Genomic DNA, 16,380 nt, shown 5'->3' on the forward strand with positions numbered 1-16,380 from the left:
CTAGCCGCGCGCCGGCAGCAAGTCCAGCCTGTCGGTGCACAGGCTGTCCACGCCCCAGGCCAGCAGGCGGCGGGCATCGGCCGGATCGTTGACCGTGTAGCACAACAGCTGGTAGCCGGCGGCCTTGATGTCGCGGGCCAGCGCCTCGGTCAGGGTTTTATGGTCGCAATGCAGCGCCACGCAATCCAGCTCCGCCAGAATGGCGCACCAGTCGGCCGGGATCTCCTCGCACAGAAAGGCGCGCGGCAGCGCCGGCTCGGCGGCCTGGGCCGCGCGCAGCGCGTCGATCTCGAACGAGGACAGCAAGGGCGGCACCGCCGCGCCGGCCCACAGCCGCGCCGCCTCTTGCGCCACCAGCCGGCCGGTTTCCTCGAAACGCCCCGGGCAGGGCTTGATCTCGATATTGAGCAGCATGCCCTGCGCCAGGCAGTAAGCCGCCACATTGGCCAGCGTCGGCAATGCCTCGCCGGCGAAGGCCGCGCCCTTCCAGCCGCCGGCGTCGAGCGTCGACAGCTCGGCCATGGTCTTGCCCTTGGCTTCGCCCTTGCCATTGCTGGTGCGGTCCACGGTGTCGTCGTGCAGCAGGAAGCAGACGTTGTCGGCCGACAGCTTCACGTCGCACTCGGCCGCGCGGTAGCCGTAGCGGACGCCCTCGCGAAAACCGGCGATGGTGTTTTCCGGCGCCAGCGTGCCGCCGCCGCGGTGGGCGACGACCTCAGGATACGGCCAGGCTTGCTTGCTCTGCTGCGGCATGCTCGATTCTCCTCTGTGTTTCCGCGTCGAACAGGTGCAGCGACTCGGCGCGCACCGTCACTTCCAGCCGGCTGCCCGGCTCGGGCCGGTGGCCGTGGGCCAGCCGCGCCACCACGTTCTGCCCGGCCAGCAGGCCGTACACGTAATTGTCGGCGCCCAGCATCTCCACGCTGTCCACCCGCAAGCTCAGCGCCTCGCCGCCCTCGCCCGCCGCGCGCAGATGCTCGGGGCGGAGGCCGGCCTTCAGCTTGCGTCCCGCCAGCGCCGGGTTGGCCGCCGGCAGGGGCAGCGACACGCCGTCGCCCAGCAGCAGCCGCTCGCCGCGCTCGTCCGCCTGCGCGTCGAACAGATTCATCCCCGGCGAGCCCATGAAGGCGGCGACGAAGGTGGTGGCCGGCCGGTCGTAGATATCGTCCGGCGCGCCGATCTGCTCGATATGGCCCTTGTTCAGCACGATCACGCGGTCGGCCAGCGTCATCGCCTCCACCTGATCGTGGGTGACGTACAGGCTGGTGGTGGCCAGCCGGCGATGCAGGCGCTGGATTTCCAGCCGCATCTGGCCGCGCAGCTTGGCGTCCAGATTGGACAGCGGCTCGTCGAACAGGAACACCGCCGGCTCGCGCACGATGGCACGGCCCATCGCCACCCGCTGGCGCTGGCCGCCGGACAGCTCGCGCGGCTTGCGCTGCAGCAGCTGCTCCAGCTCCAGCACCGCCGCCACCTTCAGCACCCGCTCCATCACTTCGGCCTTCTTCAGGCCCTTGAGCTTGAGCGCGTAGCCCATGTTCTCCGCCACCGTCATGTGCGGATACAGCGCGTAGTTCTGGAACACCATCGCGATGTCGCGGTCCTTGGGCTCCAGCTGGTTCACCAGCCGCTCGCCGATGCGGATCTCGCCGTCCTCGGTGCTCTCCAGCCCGGCCACCATCCGCAGCAAGGTGGATTTGCCGCAGCCGGACGGGCCGACGATGACCACGAACTCGCCGTCGGCGATCTCCACCGAAATCTCTTCCAGCACCCGGCGCTCAGCGCCGGGATAGCGCTTGGCGATATTCTTCAGACTCAGTTTTGCCATTTGGCGCTCTTTCTCATTTCTCGTTGTCCACCAGGCCCTTGACGAACCAGCGCTGCATGCCGACCACCACCAGCAGCGGCGGCAGCAGGGTCAGCAACGCGGACGCCATCACCAGGTGCCACTGCACCGCGCCCTCGCCCAGCATGCCCTTGATCGCGATCACCGAGGTGGACATCGCCGGATCATGGGTGACCAAGAGCGGCCACAGATACTGGTTCCAGCCATAGATGAAAGTAATGACGAACAAGGCCGCGATATTGGTGCGCGACAAGGGCAGCACCACGTCGACCATGAAGCGGATCGGCCCGGCGCCGTCCACCCGCGACGCCTCCATCAACTCCTTGGGCAGCGTCATGAAAAACTGCCGCAGCAGAAAGGTGGCAGTGGCGGACGCGATCAAGGGCAGCGTCAGGCCGGTATAGCTGTTGATCAGCCCCATCTTGGTCACCACTTCCACCGTCGGGAAGATGCGCACCTCCACCGGCAGCATCAGCGTGGCGAAGATCAGCGCGAAGCCGGTCTTGCGGAACGGGAAGCGGAAATAAACGATGGCGTAGGCCGACAGGAAGGAAATCACGATCTTGCCGACGGCGATCAGCATCGCCATCACGAAGCTGTTCCACAGCGTGCGCGCCAGCGGCACCGCCAGCCCGCCGCTGCCGCTCCACAGCACGGTGGAGAGGTTGGCCCACAGCTGGCTGCCGGGCAGCAGCGACAGCGGCACCCGCGTCACCTGATCGGCGTCCTGGCTGGCGGCGGCGAACATCAGATACAAGGGGAAGGCCACCACCAGCATGCCCGCGATCAGCATCGCGTGGCAGAACAGGTCCAGCCCTTTGCGGTTCTCCACCATCAGTACTGCACCTTTCTTTCCACGTAACGGAACTGGATCAGCGTCAACAGGCCGACCACCGCCATCAGCACCACCGACTGCGCGGCCGAGCTGCCCAGATCCAGGCCCTTGAAGCCTTCCAGGTACACTTTGAGGATCATGGTCTCGGTGGACTTGCCCGGCCCGCCGCCGGTGGCCGCGTCGATCACCGCGAAGGTGTCGAAGAAGGCGTACACCAGGTTGACCACCAGCAGGAAGAAGCTGGTCGGCGACAACAGCGGGAACACCAGGTCGCGGAAGCGGCGCAAGGGGCCGGCGCCGTCTATCGCGGCGGCTTCGATCAAGGACGCCGGTATCGCCTGCAGGCCGGCGTAAAAGAACAGGAAGTTGTAGCTGATCTGCTTCCAGGCCGAGGCCAGCACCACCAGCAGCAGCGCCTGGCCGCCGTTGAGCGCGTGGTTCCACTCGTAGCCGGCCTCGCGCAGCAGATAACTGATCCAGCCCAGGCTGGGATTGAACAGGAACAGCCACAACACCGCCACCACCGACGGCGCGATCGCGTACGGCGCGATCAGCACCGTCTGGTAGATGCGGCGGCCGCGCGTGATCTGGTTGGCCATCACCGCCAGGATCAGCGCGCTGCCGGTGCCCAGCAAGGTCACCAGCGCGCTGAACAGCAGCGTGGTCTGGATGGTGCCCAGATACAGCGGGTCATGAAATAGCAGGCTGAAATTGGCCAGGCCGACGAACTGGCTGTCCAGGCCAAACGGGTCCTGCTGCTGTACCGACTGCCACAAGGCTTCCAGCGCCGGCCACAGGAAGAAGATCAAGGTGATCGCCAGCTGCGGCGCCATCAAGGCGAAGCCCAGCCAGCGATTGGAAAAATGAATGCGATTCTGCATGCGTGGACTCTATCGAGAAAAACGGGCGGCCTCGCGGCGCGCCCGTTTCCGGAGGGATCAGTTGGCGGTTTTCTCGAAGCGGCGCAGCAGCTCGTTGCCGCGCGAGGCCGCGCTGTCCAGCGCCTGCTTGGCGGTCTTCTTGCCGGTCCACACCTCCTCCAGCTCCTCATCCATCACGGTGCGGATCTGCGGCATATAGCCCAGGCGCAGGCCGCGGGTATAGGACTTGGGCGGCTTGTTCTGCATCTGGCGGGTGGCGATGTCGGCGCCCGGGTTCTTGTCGTAGAAGCCCTGCTTGCGCGACAGATCGTAGGCCGCGGTCACCACCGGCAGGTAGCCGGTGTCCTGGTGCCACTTGGCCATCACTTCCGGCGACACCAGCATCTTGAAGAAGCGGGCCACGCCCTTGTACTCGGCCGGGGACTTGCCGGCCATCACCCACAAGCTGGCGCCGCCGATCAAGGCGTTTTGCGGCGCGCCCTTCACCGCCGGGTCATAGGGCATCATGCCCATGCCGAAGGCGAACTTGGCGTTCTTGCGGATATTGGCCAGCGAGCCGGAGCTGCCGGTCATGATGCCGCATTCGCCGCTGTAGAACTTCAGCGTGGCCTCGTCCTTGCGGCCGGCGTAGCTGAAAGTGCCGTCTTTGGCCATCTTGGCCAGGAATTCGATGTGCTTGACCTGGACCGGTCCGTTGAACTGCAGCGTGGCATTGCTGCCGCCGAAGCCGTTGTCCTGGCTGGCGAACGGCAGGCTGTGCCAGGCGCTGAAGTTCTCCAGCTGCACCCAACCCTGCCAGCCAGTGCTGTAGCCGCAACGCATGCCGGAAGCCTTCAGCTTGGCTGCGGCGGCGGCCAGTTCAGGCCAGGTCTTGGGCGGCGCGTCCGGCAGGCCGGCCTTCTTGAACGCGTCCTTGTTGTAGTACAGCACGGGAGTGGAGCTGTTGAACGGCAAGGACAGCAGATGGCCGGTCTTGGCGTCGCTGTAATAGCTGGCCACCGCCGGGATGAAGGCTTTCTCGTCCAGCTTTTCGCCTGCGTCGGCCATCACCTGGTATACCGGCTTGACCGCTTTCTTGGCCTGGATCATGGTGGCGGTGCCCACTTCGAACACCTGGACGACGGCGGGCGCGTTGCCGCTGCGGTAGGCGGCGATGGCCGCGGCCAGAGACTCGTCGTACTGGCCCTTGTACACCGGCACCACCTTGTAGTCCTTCTGGCTGGCGTTGAACTGGGCGGCGATGGCGTTGACGCGGTCGCCCAGCGAGCCTTCCATCGAATGCCAGAACTGGATTTCGGTGGCGGCCTGCGCCGGCAGGGACAAGGCCAGCGTCAGCGGCGCGAGCGCGGCGACGCGGCGTAAGGTGGGGGACAGGGCTCGGGACATCGGCTTCTCCATTTATCGTTATGGCGGCTGGCATTCACGCGGCGGATTGTGGCCGGACAAAATGACAGTAGCGTTACAATAATATGACATTAAATTTGCATCAAGACGCAAAAAAGGAATGAAGACGCAAAAAAAGCGCGCCGGCATGGCGCGCTTTTTTGTTTTTCCCTCTCAACTATTGGTAGCTGAGCTTGTCGGCCTTGCCCCAGAACACCCGGTAGGCGAAGGCGGTGTAGCCGATGATGCAGGGCAGCACCACGATGGCGCCCCACAGTATCACCCATAGCGCCTCCGGGTCCGCCGCCGCCTGCCAGATGGTCATCTTGCCCAGCACCACCTCGGGAAACACGCTGTAAGTCAGGCCCCAGAACGACAGCAGCACGATGCCGACGCTGGCGGCGAACGGCAGCCAGCAGAAGCTGTCGTTGCCGGCCGCCTGGCGGCGGGCCAGCCTGGGCAGGCAGGCGATCAGCAGCACGAACAGCGCCAGCGTGCCCAGCGGCAGCGGCAGCAACAGCAGGAATTGCGGCAACGCGAACCACTTGGCGGCGATGGCAGGATTGGCCAGCGGCGTCACCAGCGACACCGCCACCACCGCGGTGCCGGCGCCGTACAGGCTCAGCTGCGCCCAGCGTATCGCCTTGGCCTGCAAGCCGCCATGGGTCTTCATCACCAGCCAGCAAGCGCCGAGCAGCGCATAGGCCAGCGCCAGGCCGATGCCCACCACCAGCGAGAACAGCCAGGAAGTGGAGGTATCGGCGAAGCCGGTCAGATAGCGGCCCAGCATCACGCCCTGGGCCAGCGCCGCCAGCATCGAACCGCCGGCGAAGGCCGCGTTCCACCACGGCTTGTGCGGGTCCTGCGCCTTGACGCGGAAGTCGAAGGCCACGCCGCGCAGGATCAACCCCACCAGCATCGCCAGCACCGGCAGGTACAGCGCGCCGAACACCACGCCGTGCGCCAGAGGGAAGGCCACCAGCAGCAGGCCCGCGCCCAGCACCAGCCAGGTTTCGTTGGCGTCCCAGAACGGCCCGATGGACGCGATCATCAGATCCTTTTCCTCGTCGCTGGCCAGCGGCAACAGGATGCCGACGCCGAGGTCGAAGCCGTCCAGCACCACGTACACCAGCATCGCCAGTGCCATCAGCCCGGCGAATACCGCCGGCAGGTAATAAGCCTCGCTCATGCCAGTTTCTCCTTCAGTTGGGCGGCGGCCGCCAGTTCAGGCGCGCCAGCCTTGCGCGCCAGGTGGAACAGCACCGAGATATAGGCCACCAGCAGCAGCGCGTACAAGGTCAGATAGGTGCCCAGCGAGGTGAACAGCATCGGCGCGGTGGCCGCCCCCGCCGCCTGCGCGGTGGTGAGGATGCCGGTCACCAGCCAGGGCTGGCGGCCGATCTCGGTGACGAACCAGCCGGCCAGCGTGGCGATCCAGCCGGAAAAGGTCATCGCCACCAACAGACGCGCCAGCTTGGGATTCAGTTCGCCGCGCTTCTTCAGCTGCCAGGCGGCCAGCCACGACGCCAGCAGCATCAGCCCGCCCATCGCCACCATCACGCGGAAGCTCCAGAACACCTTGGCCACCGGCGGGTGCTGCGCGAACTCGTTCAAGCCCTTGATCTCGCCGCCCCACTGGTGGGTGAGGATCAGGCTGCCCAACTGCGGCACGCCGATGGCGTAATCGTTGCTGCGGGTTTCGGCGTTGGGCAGCGCGAACAGCAGCAGCGGCACATCCTTCTCGGTATGCCAGATGCCCTCTATCGCCGCCAGCTTGGCCGGCTGGTGCTTCAGGGTGTTGAGGCCATGCATGTCGCCGACGAACATCTGCAGCGGAATCAGCAGCGCGGCCAGGAACACGCCGGTTTTCAAAGCCACCATCATGCCGCGCCCACGCTCGCCGCGCAGGTAGCGGTAGGCGGACAGGCCGGCGATCAGGAAAGCCACGGTCAGGCCGGAGGCCAGCAGCATATGGGTCAGCCGGTACGGCATCGACGGGTTGAAGATGACGTCGATCCAGCTGAGCACATGGGCGCGGCCATCGCGCATCACGTGGCCGGTCGGCGTCTGCATCCAGGAATTGAGCGCGATGATCCAGAACGCCGACAGCGTGTTGCCGCCCGCCACCAGCAAGGTGGACAGCGTGTGCACTTTCTCCGGCACCCGGCTCCGCCCGAACAGCATGATGCCGAGGAAACCGGCCTCCAGGAAGAAGGCGGTCAGGATCTCGTAAGCCAGCAGCGGGCCGGCGATATTGCCCACCGTCTGCATATAGCCCGGCCAGTTGGTGCCGAACTGGAAGCTCATCGTCACGCCGGACACCACGCCCAGCGCGAACGACAGCGCGAAGATCTTCACCCAGAAGCCATAGGCGTCCATCCAGCCCTGGTCGCCGGTCTGGCGGAAACGCACCTTGAAGAACAGCAGCACCCAGGCCATCGCGATATTGATGGTGGGAAACAGGATGTGAAAGCTGATATTGGTGGCGAACTGGATGCGCGCCAGCGTGACGGGATCGATTTCAGTCATCATTCGGCGTGCTCCCGATCATGATCGCGGTTGCCCAGGCGGGACAGGGATTGGGTGAACTGCAGCACCTTCTGCACTTGCGAGCCCAGCTTCATCAGACGCTGCAGGGTTTCCACGTCCATGTGCTGGATGTCGGAGAACCAGGTGGTGACCAGTTCGATCAGCTGGTACATCTCCTTCATCCTGGCCTGCGCGTGCTGCTCGGCCTCGCTGGCCGGGCTTTCCATGATCGCGCCGCGCAGCATGGTCAGCGTCGGCTCCACCTCGCGCTTCTTGCGCTCCTCGGCCAGGGTTTTAAAGATCAGCCACACGTCTTCCGGCGTGGAGAAGTATTCGCGGCGGTCGCCGGGAAAGTGCTGCAGCTTGACCAGCCGCCACGACTGCAGCTCCTTCAGCCCCATGCTGACATTGGAGCGTGAACAGCCTATCGCCTCGCCGATCTCGTCGGCGTTCAGCGGTTTTTCCGATACGTACAACAAGGCGTAGATCTGGCCGACGGTGCGGTTGATGCCCCAGCGGCTACCCATCTCGCCGAAGTGCAGCACGAAGGCCTGCACCAGAGGTGGAATATTCATGACATTCTCAACTTTCAGGAATTTCTGAAACTTTGATATGAATCATAGTTGCCGAAGATAGTTCGGGTCAAGATGAACAAAGTCTGATCTGTAGGCTTGACCACAAGCCATCGTCATTAAGCAGGCCGCAAAAAGGCCATGCATCGCATGGCCTTGATCGTGGGAATCCGCTGTTTTATGTTTTTGGCATCATGTCGACGCCTGCGTTTCAGCATTAGGCCGCGCGCACTAGCGCGGCTTGATTGGCGGCGCTCGCTGCCCGTCCCTCACGCTTCCGACAACTCCCCCTCCCCGCCAGATGCAAGGCTCGCAAACGACCCGCCTCGCAGCGCCCCTCGAGTCGGCTCGACAGGATCAGCCCGCCGGCACAAACCGGAGCCGCTAAAATGAATCGGGGTTGTCGAAGCTTACCTCTTCGACAACCCCGTTCAAGGGCGGCTTTGCCGCTCTCATCCTCCCCTTTGCAGACTGGCGCGCGGGCCTCCCGACCCTGCTCACAGCTCCGGATGCATAAAGCAAACGGCGTGCCAGCCTGCATTGCGTTTGAAAACATCGTTTCAAACAAACATATCAAGATCTTGCGCCAAAAATGGCACCATTACGGTGCAATGCCGATAGAAAACGCACCAATATGAAACATTCGTTAACACTTGCTGTCAGTTTAATGAATGCCGTCCACTAGAACTGTCATCTTTAGCCCTTATCCTAGACGGACAGGCAACACACATAACAAGGAGAATGACCATGACCCCATTCCAGGACCTGCTGCAAACCCTGCCAGCCACCGACGGCATCGAAGCCATCGTCTTGCTCAACCCGGAAGGCGAAGCGATGCACCGGCTGGAAAACCTGCCCGGCACCGCCGGCTCGCTGCGCGTCTACCACGCGCTGGTCAAACGCCACGGCCACATCGACCGCAAGGCCGCGCGCGAGGGGCTGGAGCTGTTCGCCGAACACACCGCCTCCGCCCGCGCCCATCCCGGCAGCCATCCCAATATCGACCGCCTGCTGGCCATCGCCGAACACGGTGCGCCCGGTTTGCGCGCCCGCGTGGTGCTCAAGGCGGAAGACTGAATCACCGCAGCGCCATCAGCCCGAACCCCGCCGCGATCGACACCGCGGTGCTCACCAGGCCCGGCACGATGAAGCTGTGGTTGAACACCCAGCGCCCGATGCGGGTGGTGCCGGTGTAATCCATCTCCACCGCGGCGATCAGGCTGGGATAGCTGGGCAACACATAGACGCCCACCACCGCCGGATAAATGGCGATCAGCACCGGCGAGGCGATGCCCAGCGACACCCCCAGCGGCATCATCACCTTGGTGGTCGCCCCCTGGCTGAACAGGATCACCGCCATCGTGAACACCGCGAAGGCGAACAGCCACGGCGCCGATTCGATAATGCCGACGATGTTGTGCTTGAACAGCGGCAGATTGGCCTGGATGAAGGTGTCGCTCATCCACGCCGCGCCCAGGATGGTCACCGCAGCCACCGCGCCGGAACGGAACATGCTGCCCGACACCATGGCCTGCAGATCCGCCTTGCACGCCAATACCGCCAGCGCGGAATAAGCCAGCATGCACATCTGGATCACATCCACCATCGCCACCGGCTCCATGCCCTTGGCGCCAGGCCAGGCCGGCCGCAGCTGCGGCATGGCGGCCAGGCACACGATCAGCCCCACGGTGAACAGGAAACCGTATACCGACCAGGCGGCGGTGCGCGGCAAGGCCTCGTCCGAGCTGGCTTGCGGCCGGCTGACCCGCCCTTCTTCCAGCCTGCGGCGGTAGACCGGGTCATCGGCCAGCTCGCAGCCGTAGCGCAGCATGACCGCGCCGCCCGCCAGCGCGCCCAGCAGCGTCGCCGGGATGCTGATCATGATGATGTCGGTCAGCGCGACGCCGTGCGGCGCCAGCACCGTGGCCAGCGCCACCGTCGCGGCCGAAACCGGGCAGGCGACGATGGCGTTCTGCGACGCCACGGTCAGCCCGGCCAGCGGCCGTTCCGGACGGATGCCGGTCTTCTCGGCCACTTCCACCACGATGGGCATCAGCGCCAGCGCGATGAAGCCGGTGCCGGCGAGGAAGGTGGACAGCCAGCCCACCAGCGGCGCCAGCAGCACGATGTGGCGGGGATTGCGCCGCAACAGCCGCGCGGCCACGCCCACCATGTAATCCAGCCCGCGCGCCGATTGCAGCGCCGCCGACGCGGTGATGACCGAGATGATGATCAGGATCACGTCTATCGGCGCGTGGCCTGGCTTGAGGCCGAAGACGAAGGTAAGGATGAACAGGCCGGCGCCGCCGGTGACGCCCAGCCCTATGCCGCCCATGCGCACGCCGAGGAAGATCAGCCCCAGCACGACTACGAGTTGCAGGTATACCATGATGCGACTTTCTGCATTGTCAGGCTCATATTGTCGCAATAAGCCAACATCCGCGGATTGTCCATGATCAGGGTATTCTGATATTCCTACAAATCGCGCGCCATCGCGATCTCGCAAGCGCCATGGCCGGTATCGCCCCAGTGCGCGTCCAGCCGGACAAAGCCTTCCGCCTCATACAGCGCCGTCGCCTCGCCCAGCGCGGCGGTCGTCTCCAGATAACACTGTCGATAGCCCCGCGCTCTCGCCTCGTCCAGCAACAGCCGCAGCAAACGCCGCCCCAGGCCTCGTCCGCGCAGCGCCGCGTCGAAATACATCTTCTGCAGCTCGCAAACACCGGCCAAACCGCCCGCCAGCGGCGCGATGCCGCCGCCGCCGAGCAGCCGGCCGTCGGGGGCGATCACCGCCAGATAGCGCGAGCCCGGCCGGTCGTAAACCGGATGCAGCGCGTCCAGCTGCGGATCGAGAAAGCTGCAGCCCTTCCCCAGGCCGTATTCGGTCGACACTCGCCGGATCAGCGCCGCCAGCGCGCCGTTGTCCGCCGCCGCCAGCGGCCGGATCGCGTAACCGCGCTGCCGGTCGGCATGCAGCAACGCCCGGCGATAGACGCGCAAGCCGTCCTCCAGCGCCGCCCGCTCCGGCAGGTCCAGTTGCTCCAGCACCCGCGCCATGTCGGCGTCCATCGCCGCATGCAGGCGCCCAAGCCAATTCCGGCCAAGATCCGTCAGCTCCGCCAACTTGCTGCGGCCATCTGCCGGGTCCGCCAGCCAGGCGATCAGTCCGCGCTCGGCCATCCGCTGCAGCGGCCGGCTGCTGTTGGACTTGTCCACCCGCAGACGGCCGGCCAATTGCTGATTGCTGGCCGGTCCCGCCTCCAGCTCGATCAGCAGATGCGCCTCCACCGGGCTCAACTCCACCTCGCCGCAGCGGCCGGCCAGCATGCCCAGATCCCTGACGATGTCGCGCGACAAGGCGCGCAGTTCCCGTTCGTCCATCATGCGTCTCTTTACAGTTGCGATACGCAACCATAAGCGATATAGGTTGCGCTACGCAACCATATTTTCGCCAGACGCGAAAAAGCCCGCCGAAGCGGGCTTTTCTCGAAGATTCCTGAAACAGGAATTAAGCTTCGCCGACCACAACGATCTTGATCGGGGTAACCACGTCGTGGTGCAGGGCGATTTCGATGTCGTACTCGCCGATGGCCTTGAACGGGCCGTTCGGCAGGCGAACTTCGAAACGCTTCACTTCCACGCCGAACGCGGTCACGGCTTCAGCCACGTCCACGTTGGTCACGGAGCCGAACAGACGACCGTCCACACCAGCCTTCTGGGCGATGGTGATCACGGCTTCGTTCAGCTTCTCAGCGCGAACCTTGGCGTCGGCCAGGATTTCGGCTTGCTTGGCTTCCAGTTCGGCGCGGCGAGCGTCGAACTCTTTCAGGTTGGCTTCGGTAGCGCGCTTGGCTTTGCCTTGCGGGATCAGGAAGTTACGGGCGAAGCCGTTCTTCACGTTGACCACGTCACCCAGTTGACCCAGGTTGGCAACTTTTTCGAGCAGAATGATTTGCATCTTTTAAGTTCCTTTCCCGGTCTTAGTGCTGGTCGGTGTACGGCAGGAAAGCCAGGAAGCGAGCACGCTTGATAGCGGTGGTCAGCTGACGCTGGTAGCGAGCCTTGGTACCGGTGATGCGAGCCGGGATGATTTTGCCGTTTTCGGCGATGAAATCTTTCAGGAGATCAACGGATTTGTAGTCGATTTCCTTGATGCCTTCTGCCGTGAAGCGGCAGAACTTCTTGCGCTTGAAGAGTTGACGAGCCATTTTGACTAACCTTTTACAAATTCAACATATTCGATATTGAGTACCAACCGCGGATTGCGCAGACTGCGCTGGCCGAGAAATCCGGTGACGTTGATCACCTGTCCCGCCAGTTTCCCGGAATGTTTCCGGGCGTCGTCGCCTATCCACACGGCCTGTATATCGCAGGCCACATCGCGTTCGAATCCGCCAGCTGTCTGTCTAGACTGATGCTTGAGCCACATTTCCACTACCGGCAAGCCGGCGGGCGTGTATCTCAGCGCATCCTCGCGTTCAACCGTGACGGTCAATACCAGACGGTTCTGCAAGTCCGTTACCTCTGCCTATTAGGCAGAAGCTTCAGCCTCGGCTGCCGGCTGCTGGGCGTCCAGCAGGTTTTTAGCCTTTTCGTCCTTCATCATCGGGGACGCGTCGGTGATGGCGCGGTCCAGCTTGATGCTGAGGTGACGCAGAACAGCGTCGTTGAACTTGAAGGCGTGCTCGATCTCGGCCAGGGTTTCCGACTGGCACTCAACGTTCATCAGAACGTAGTGAGCTTTGTGCAGCTTTTGGATCGGGTAAGCCAGTTGGCGGCGGCCCCAGTCTTCCAGACGGTGGATCTTGCCTTCGGCGGCCAGAACCATACCCTTGTAGCGTTCGATCATGGCCGGGACCTGTTCGGACTGGTCCGGGTGCACGATGAACACGATTTCGTAATGGCGCATGTGAACTCCTTTTGGCTATTCGTAGCCTTCCGCCATGCGATTGCGAAAGGCAAGGTAGTAAACCGCAGCATTCTACGCACTTTGCCGCGGCCAGGCAAACTTTAGGCGCATTTATTCAGAAACATCAATGCGCTGCGCCAGTAAACCGCGGCGGATTTACAACTTCTTGTCGCGCTTGATATCCACCACCACTCCGTCGCGCAGCGTGACGATGGTGGTGTAGGGAATCTGGCCGTTGGCCAGCCAGGACAACTGGCGGGTGGTGGATACGGTAGCCACCCCGCTGGCGAGCTTGCCCTGGTTGCTGTCGCTGCCGTAATCCGGCGCGCCGACCATGGACACGACTTCGGCTTCCAGCATGCCGTTGTGCAGCTTGATGTAGGTTTCGAACGGAATCGGCGCCGCGTGGGCGGCGCCGGCAAACAACAGCGCGAGACATGCCAGTTTTTTCATTTCCGACTCCCGGTTAAAGAAACGAAAGCCCGCCAATGCGGGCTTTCTCAAAGCTTTGCTTCAACGCACCTTCTTCACCACATCGATCAGCTCGGTCACCATGCCGGTGGCGTCGCCCTGCTGCAGCGCGCGCGAAACGCAGCCCTTCATGTGGTTCTCCAGCAACTGCAGCGCCACCGCGTCCAGCGCCGACTTCACCGCCGCCACCTGGGTCAGCACGTCCACGCAGTAGCGATCGGACTCGATCATGCCGCTGATGCCGCGCACCTGGCCCTCGATCCGCGCCAGGCGCTTCAGCAGCGCGGCCTTGCCGGGCTGCACCACGCTGCGCTCGGCCTGCGCCGCCTCATGGCAGCACTCCTGGGGAGAATGTGTATCGCCCATGACGGTTCCTGGATTTTTCATATCGGCATTATCGCCCATCCCATCGCGCTAGGCACGGACATCCAGCGTGCCCATCATGCCGGCGTCCTCATGCTCCAGGATGTGGCAGTGGAACATCCGCGGCCCCGGCATGTCCTGGCGGAAGCGCAGCCTCACCTTCTGCTCCGGCGGCACGTTGACCACATCGCGCCAGGCGAGGTAGGGCTCGCGCCGCCACCCCTTGCCGTCATGCCGCTCCGTCACCTGGAACTGGGTGCCGTGCAGGTGGAAGGGATGGTCCATGTCGGCCCGATTGTCGATTTCCCACTCCTCCACCGCGCCGACCTTGCCGGTGAAGTCCATCCGGTCCATGTCGAAGGTCTTGCCGTTGATCAGGAACATCGCCGCCGGATTGGCCATATCCTCGCTGAAGACCACGCGGCGCTTCACCACTGGCATGGGTAGCGGGATGATCCGGCGCAGGCTTGCAGGCAAAGAGGCGGTGACTGCCGCGCTCCCGGCCTCGATGTCCAGCAAGGGCAGCGCCTTATCCTGCTCCGGCCCCATCATTTTGCCGCGAGCGTATGGCAACGCGATCAGGCCGGCCGGCTTGCCGGCGGCAAAGCGGCCGGTGACGGCCAGTTCGGCGCGCGCGCCCGGCGGCAGCACCAGATATTCGACGCGGCGCGGCTTTTCGATCAGGCCGCCGTCGGTTCCGACCAGCCAAACCTCGTGCGCCGGCAGAGCCAGCTTCAGCACCCGCGCGCTGGTGGCGTTCCAGATCCGCCAGCGCTGGCGCTCGCCGCGCCCCAGTTCCAGCCTGGGATGCCACGCGCCGTTGACCAGCACGAACTGTCCCTCACGGCCGTCCATCTTGTCGGCGTCGCTGCTGGCGGCGATCTTGCCGTCCTCGTCCAGCTTGAGATCCGACAGCACTAGCCAGCGCTCCGGCAGGTGGGCCAGCGGATCGTCGCGCCCCCTCACCACGAACACGCCGGCAAGGCCGCGGTATACCTGCTCGGCGGTGTGGCCGTGCGGATGCGGGTGGTACCAGTAGCTGCCGGCGCTGCCGGCCGGCAGGGAGAAACGGTAGTCTCGGCCCTGGCCGGGTTGAACCGGATCATGCGGATTGCCGTCCTGGTCGGCCGGAATCGGCAGGCCATGCCAATGCACGGTGGTAGGCTGCGGCAGGCGGTTGTCGAAGCGCAGGGCCAGCGTCTCGCCCTCGGACAACTCGATCGCCGGGCCCGGCACGCTGTCGTTGTAAGCCCAGAACGCCGTCGCCGGCTTGCCCGGCAGCAAGGGCAGACTCACCGCGGCCGCGGTCAGGCAGCCCTGCAGCGTGCCGTCCTTGCGTTCCAGCGGCAGCCGTTTCAGCTCAGGCAGCGGCACGCCCCTGGCCAAACCCAGGGCCGCGACATCCGGCATCGCCTCCCCCATCGCCATCGCCCCGTGGCCGGCATGGGCGGATTCGGCCGCAGCCTGTCTGAACAACCATGGAGACAAGGCCAGCGCGGCCCCCCATCGCATCATTTGACGTCTTTGCATCGCGCGCTCCATTGAGAGCCTGTCTAAGGCCTTAATACCCCCATCGGGTATATTGAACCTAGAGTGGCGGCGATGGCAACAGTTCCGCGCGCTGTGCTTGCGGGCATAAAAAAACGGCAGACCGGGCGGTCTGCCGTTTTGTTTGGATAACCTATCCGCTTACTTGCTTACGTGCGGCGTCAGCAGGTGCAACAGCTGCGCCAGCACTTTCGGGCTGCCGGCGACGATGTCGCCGGACTCGAACCAACCCTGCTCGCCAGTGAAGTCGGTGACGATGCCGCCCGCTTCCTGCACGATCAGGCTGCCCGCCGCGATGTCCCACGGCTTCAGGTTCAGTTCGAAGAAGCCTTCGGTGCGGCCGCAGGCGACGTTGCACAGATCCAGCGACGCAGCGCCTTCGCGGCGCACGCCGGCGGTCTTGCCGATCACGTCTTTCAGCATGCCCAGGTATTGGTCGATGTAGCTCTGGTCGGAGACCGGGAAGCCGGTGCCGATCACGCACTCATTCATCATGAAGCGCTTGGAGACGCGGATGCGGCGATCGTTGAGGAAGGCGCCGACGCCGCGCGAGGCGGTGAACAGATCGTTGCGGTTCGGGTCGTAGACCACTGCCTGCTGGATCTGGCCCTTGTGCGCCAGCGCGATCGAGATGCCGTACTGGGGATGGCCGTGCAGGAAGTTGGTGGTGCCGTCGATCGGGTCGATGATCCATTCGTATTCGGAAGAACCCACGCCTTTGGCGCCGGACTCTTCTGCTAGAATCGCGTGCTTCGGATAGGCTTCGAGAATGACGTTGATGATCGCTTCCTCGGCGGCGCGATCCACCTCGGTCACAAAGTCATTGTGCTTTTTCTTCTCTACGCGGATGGCGTCGAGGTTGAGCGACGCGCGCTGGATAACACTGCCTGCGCGGCGAGCGGCTTTAACCGCGACATTGAGCATCGGATGCATTGACGGCCTCTACACTTGAACGATGGGCGGGTGTCCGTCGATGACGCGACACCCGCCGGTAACAATCTGGGTTAAGGAACAAAAAAACCCGACGCCTGGGCGCGGGCTTT

Annotated in this window: 19 protein-coding genes; 1 reads left to right on the plus strand and 18 read right to left on the minus strand. The window is 64.2% G+C overall.

What is annotated here, in order from left to right; translation table 11 throughout:
• The 8 genes from ugpQ to ACX17K_RS08290 all read right to left on the minus strand — a co-directional run bounded on the left by ugpQ (position 1) and on the right by ACX17K_RS08290 (position 8,049).
• Positions 1-753: a glycerophosphodiester phosphodiesterase gene (ugpQ, locus tag ACX17K_RS08255; protein ID WP_493774429.1), complete on the minus strand. Its 753-nt coding sequence runs from the start codon at positions 751-753 to the stop codon at positions 1-3.
• A complete protein-coding gene (locus tag ACX17K_RS08260; RefSeq protein ID WP_493774430.1) occupies positions 716-1,828 on the minus strand; it encodes a sn-glycerol-3-phosphate import ATP-binding protein UgpC in 1,113 nt (370 codons plus the stop codon). The genes ugpQ and ACX17K_RS08260 overlap by 38 nt, the downstream gene beginning before the upstream one ends.
• Before the next feature lie 13 nt (positions 1,829-1,841).
• Entirely contained in the window at positions 1,842-2,681 is an 840-nt protein-coding gene (gene ugpE, locus ACX17K_RS08265) for a sn-glycerol-3-phosphate ABC transporter permease UgpE (RefSeq protein WP_493774431.1), read from the minus strand.
• On the minus strand, positions 2,681-3,562 hold the full coding sequence (gene ugpA, locus ACX17K_RS08270; protein WP_047249660.1) for a sn-glycerol-3-phosphate ABC transporter permease UgpA: 882 nt from the start codon (positions 3,560-3,562) through the stop codon (positions 2,681-2,683). The genes ugpE and ugpA overlap by 1 nt, the downstream gene beginning before the upstream one ends.
• Before the next feature lie 57 nt (positions 3,563-3,619).
• Positions 3,620-4,948, minus strand: coding sequence for a sn-glycerol-3-phosphate ABC transporter substrate-binding protein UgpB (gene ugpB, locus ACX17K_RS08275; protein ID WP_231151160.1), 1,329 nt, complete (start codon positions 4,946-4,948; stop codon positions 3,620-3,622).
• A 175-nt stretch (positions 4,949-5,123) separates the two neighbouring features.
• Positions 5,124-6,134 (minus strand): cytochrome d ubiquinol oxidase subunit II, encoded by a 1,011-nt coding sequence (locus ACX17K_RS08280; protein WP_021476667.1) that lies wholly within the window; start codon positions 6,132-6,134, stop codon positions 5,124-5,126.
• Positions 6,131-7,477, minus strand: coding sequence for a cytochrome ubiquinol oxidase subunit I (locus tag ACX17K_RS08285; RefSeq protein ID WP_347371155.1), 1,347 nt, complete (start codon positions 7,475-7,477; stop codon positions 6,131-6,133). Before ACX17K_RS08285 ends, ACX17K_RS08280 begins: the two co-directional genes overlap by 4 nt.
• Entirely contained in the window at positions 7,474-8,049 is a 576-nt protein-coding gene (locus ACX17K_RS08290) for a GbsR/MarR family transcriptional regulator (RefSeq protein ID WP_021476669.1), read from the minus strand. Before ACX17K_RS08290 ends, ACX17K_RS08285 begins: the two co-directional genes overlap by 4 nt.
• A 744-nt stretch (positions 8,050-8,793) precedes the next feature.
• Between ACX17K_RS08290 and ACX17K_RS08295 the strand changes: the two genes are divergently transcribed.
• Positions 8,794-9,123: a DUF2322 family protein gene (locus ACX17K_RS08295; protein WP_493774432.1), complete on the plus strand. Its 330-nt coding sequence runs from the start codon at positions 8,794-8,796 to the stop codon at positions 9,121-9,123.
• 1 nt (position 9,124) lies between these two features.
• Here ACX17K_RS08295 and ACX17K_RS08300 read toward each other — a convergent pair whose 3' ends face one another.
• From ACX17K_RS08300 to ACX17K_RS08345, 10 genes are all read right to left on the minus strand, one after another.
• Positions 9,125-10,435 (minus strand): anaerobic C4-dicarboxylate transporter family protein, encoded by a 1,311-nt coding sequence (locus ACX17K_RS08300; RefSeq protein WP_493774433.1) that lies wholly within the window; start codon positions 10,433-10,435, stop codon positions 9,125-9,127.
• Positions 10,436-10,521: 86 nt separating this feature from the next.
• Positions 10,522-11,427: a GNAT family N-acetyltransferase gene (locus tag ACX17K_RS08305; RefSeq protein WP_493774434.1), complete on the minus strand. Its 906-nt coding sequence runs from the start codon at positions 11,425-11,427 to the stop codon at positions 10,522-10,524.
• 127 nt (positions 11,428-11,554) lie between these two features.
• On the minus strand, positions 11,555-12,004 hold the full coding sequence (gene rplI, locus ACX17K_RS08310; RefSeq protein WP_021476673.1) for a 50S ribosomal protein L9: 450 nt from the start codon (positions 12,002-12,004) through the stop codon (positions 11,555-11,557).
• Between the two features lie 22 nt (positions 12,005-12,026).
• Positions 12,027-12,254, minus strand: a complete 228-nt coding sequence (gene rpsR / locus ACX17K_RS08315) for a 30S ribosomal protein S18 (protein WP_011137185.1) — start codon at positions 12,252-12,254, stop codon at positions 12,027-12,029.
• Positions 12,255-12,259: 5 nt separating this feature from the next.
• The gene (priB, locus tag ACX17K_RS08320) at positions 12,260-12,559 is read right to left on the minus strand and encodes a primosomal replication protein N (protein ID WP_021476674.1); all 300 of its coding nucleotides are present in this window, start codon (positions 12,557-12,559) and stop codon (positions 12,260-12,262) included.
• 18 nt (positions 12,560-12,577) lie between these two features.
• Positions 12,578-12,955: a 30S ribosomal protein S6 gene (rpsF, locus tag ACX17K_RS08325; RefSeq protein WP_021476675.1), complete on the minus strand. Its 378-nt coding sequence runs from the start codon at positions 12,953-12,955 to the stop codon at positions 12,578-12,580.
• A gap of 156 nt (positions 12,956-13,111) precedes the next feature.
• Positions 13,112-13,408, minus strand: coding sequence for a hypothetical protein (locus ACX17K_RS08330; RefSeq protein ID WP_493774435.1), 297 nt, complete (start codon positions 13,406-13,408; stop codon positions 13,112-13,114).
• 60 nt (positions 13,409-13,468) lie between these two features.
• Positions 13,469-13,792, minus strand: a complete 324-nt coding sequence (locus ACX17K_RS08335; RefSeq protein WP_021476678.1) for a metal-sensitive transcriptional regulator — start codon at positions 13,790-13,792, stop codon at positions 13,469-13,471.
• A 48-nt stretch (positions 13,793-13,840) separates the two neighbouring features.
• Positions 13,841-15,319 (minus strand): multicopper oxidase family protein, encoded by a 1,479-nt coding sequence (locus ACX17K_RS08340; protein ID WP_493774436.1) that lies wholly within the window; start codon positions 15,317-15,319, stop codon positions 13,841-13,843.
• A gap of 159 nt (positions 15,320-15,478) precedes the next feature.
• Positions 15,479-16,270: an inositol monophosphatase family protein gene (locus ACX17K_RS08345; RefSeq protein WP_493774437.1), complete on the minus strand. Its 792-nt coding sequence runs from the start codon at positions 16,268-16,270 to the stop codon at positions 15,479-15,481.
• Between the last annotated feature and the right edge of the window lie 110 nt (positions 16,271-16,380).

This window comes from Chromobacterium sp. INPA-IVC (assembly GCF_059047085.1).

Excerpts from the sequence above, each read along its gene's own strand:
- ugpQ (WP_493774429.1), bottom strand. The coding sequence starts at position 753 with ATGCCGCAGCAGAGCAAGCAAGCCTGGCCGTATCCTGAGGTCGTCGCC.
- ACX17K_RS08260 (WP_493774430.1), bottom strand. The coding sequence starts at position 1,828 with ATGGCAAAACTGAGTCTGAAGAATATCGCCAAGCGCTATCCCGGCGCT.
- ugpE (WP_493774431.1), bottom strand. The coding sequence starts at position 2,681 with ATGGTGGAGAACCGCAAAGGGCTGGACCTGTTCTGCCACGCGATGCTG.
- ugpA (WP_047249660.1), bottom strand. The coding sequence starts at position 3,562 with ATGCAGAATCGCATTCATTTTTCCAATCGCTGGCTGGGCTTCGCCTTG.
- ugpB (WP_231151160.1), bottom strand. The coding sequence starts at position 4,948 with ATGTCCCGAGCCCTGTCCCCCACCTTACGCCGCGTCGCCGCGCTCGCG.
- ACX17K_RS08280 (WP_021476667.1), bottom strand. The coding sequence starts at position 6,134 with ATGAGCGAGGCTTATTACCTGCCGGCGGTATTCGCCGGGCTGATGGCA.
- ACX17K_RS08285 (WP_347371155.1), bottom strand. The coding sequence starts at position 7,477 with ATGATGACTGAAATCGATCCCGTCACGCTGGCGCGCATCCAGTTCGCC.
- ACX17K_RS08290 (WP_021476669.1), bottom strand. The coding sequence starts at position 8,049 with ATGAATATTCCACCTCTGGTGCAGGCCTTCGTGCTGCACTTCGGCGAG.
- ACX17K_RS08295 (WP_493774432.1), top strand. The coding sequence starts at position 8,794 with ATGACCCCATTCCAGGACCTGCTGCAAACCCTGCCAGCCACCGACGGC.
- ACX17K_RS08300 (WP_493774433.1), bottom strand. The coding sequence starts at position 10,435 with ATGGTATACCTGCAACTCGTAGTCGTGCTGGGGCTGATCTTCCTCGGC.
- ACX17K_RS08305 (WP_493774434.1), bottom strand. The coding sequence starts at position 11,427 with ATGGACGAACGGGAACTGCGCGCCTTGTCGCGCGACATCGTCAGGGAT.
- rplI (WP_021476673.1), bottom strand. The coding sequence starts at position 12,004 with ATGCAAATCATTCTGCTCGAAAAAGTTGCCAACCTGGGTCAACTGGGT.
- rpsR (WP_011137185.1), bottom strand. The coding sequence starts at position 12,254 with ATGGCTCGTCAACTCTTCAAGCGCAAGAAGTTCTGCCGCTTCACGGCA.
- rpsF (WP_021476675.1), bottom strand. The coding sequence starts at position 12,955 with ATGCGCCATTACGAAATCGTGTTCATCGTGCACCCGGACCAGTCCGAA.
- ACX17K_RS08330 (WP_493774435.1), bottom strand. The coding sequence starts at position 13,408 with ATGAAAAAACTGGCATGTCTCGCGCTGTTGTTTGCCGGCGCCGCCCAC.
- ACX17K_RS08335 (WP_021476678.1), bottom strand. The coding sequence starts at position 13,792 with ATGGGCGATACACATTCTCCCCAGGAGTGCTGCCATGAGGCGGCGCAG.
- ACX17K_RS08340 (WP_493774436.1), bottom strand. The coding sequence starts at position 15,319 with ATGCAAAGACGTCAAATGATGCGATGGGGGGCCGCGCTGGCCTTGTCT.
- ACX17K_RS08345 (WP_493774437.1), bottom strand. The coding sequence starts at position 16,270 with ATGCATCCGATGCTCAATGTCGCGGTTAAAGCCGCTCGCCGCGCAGGC.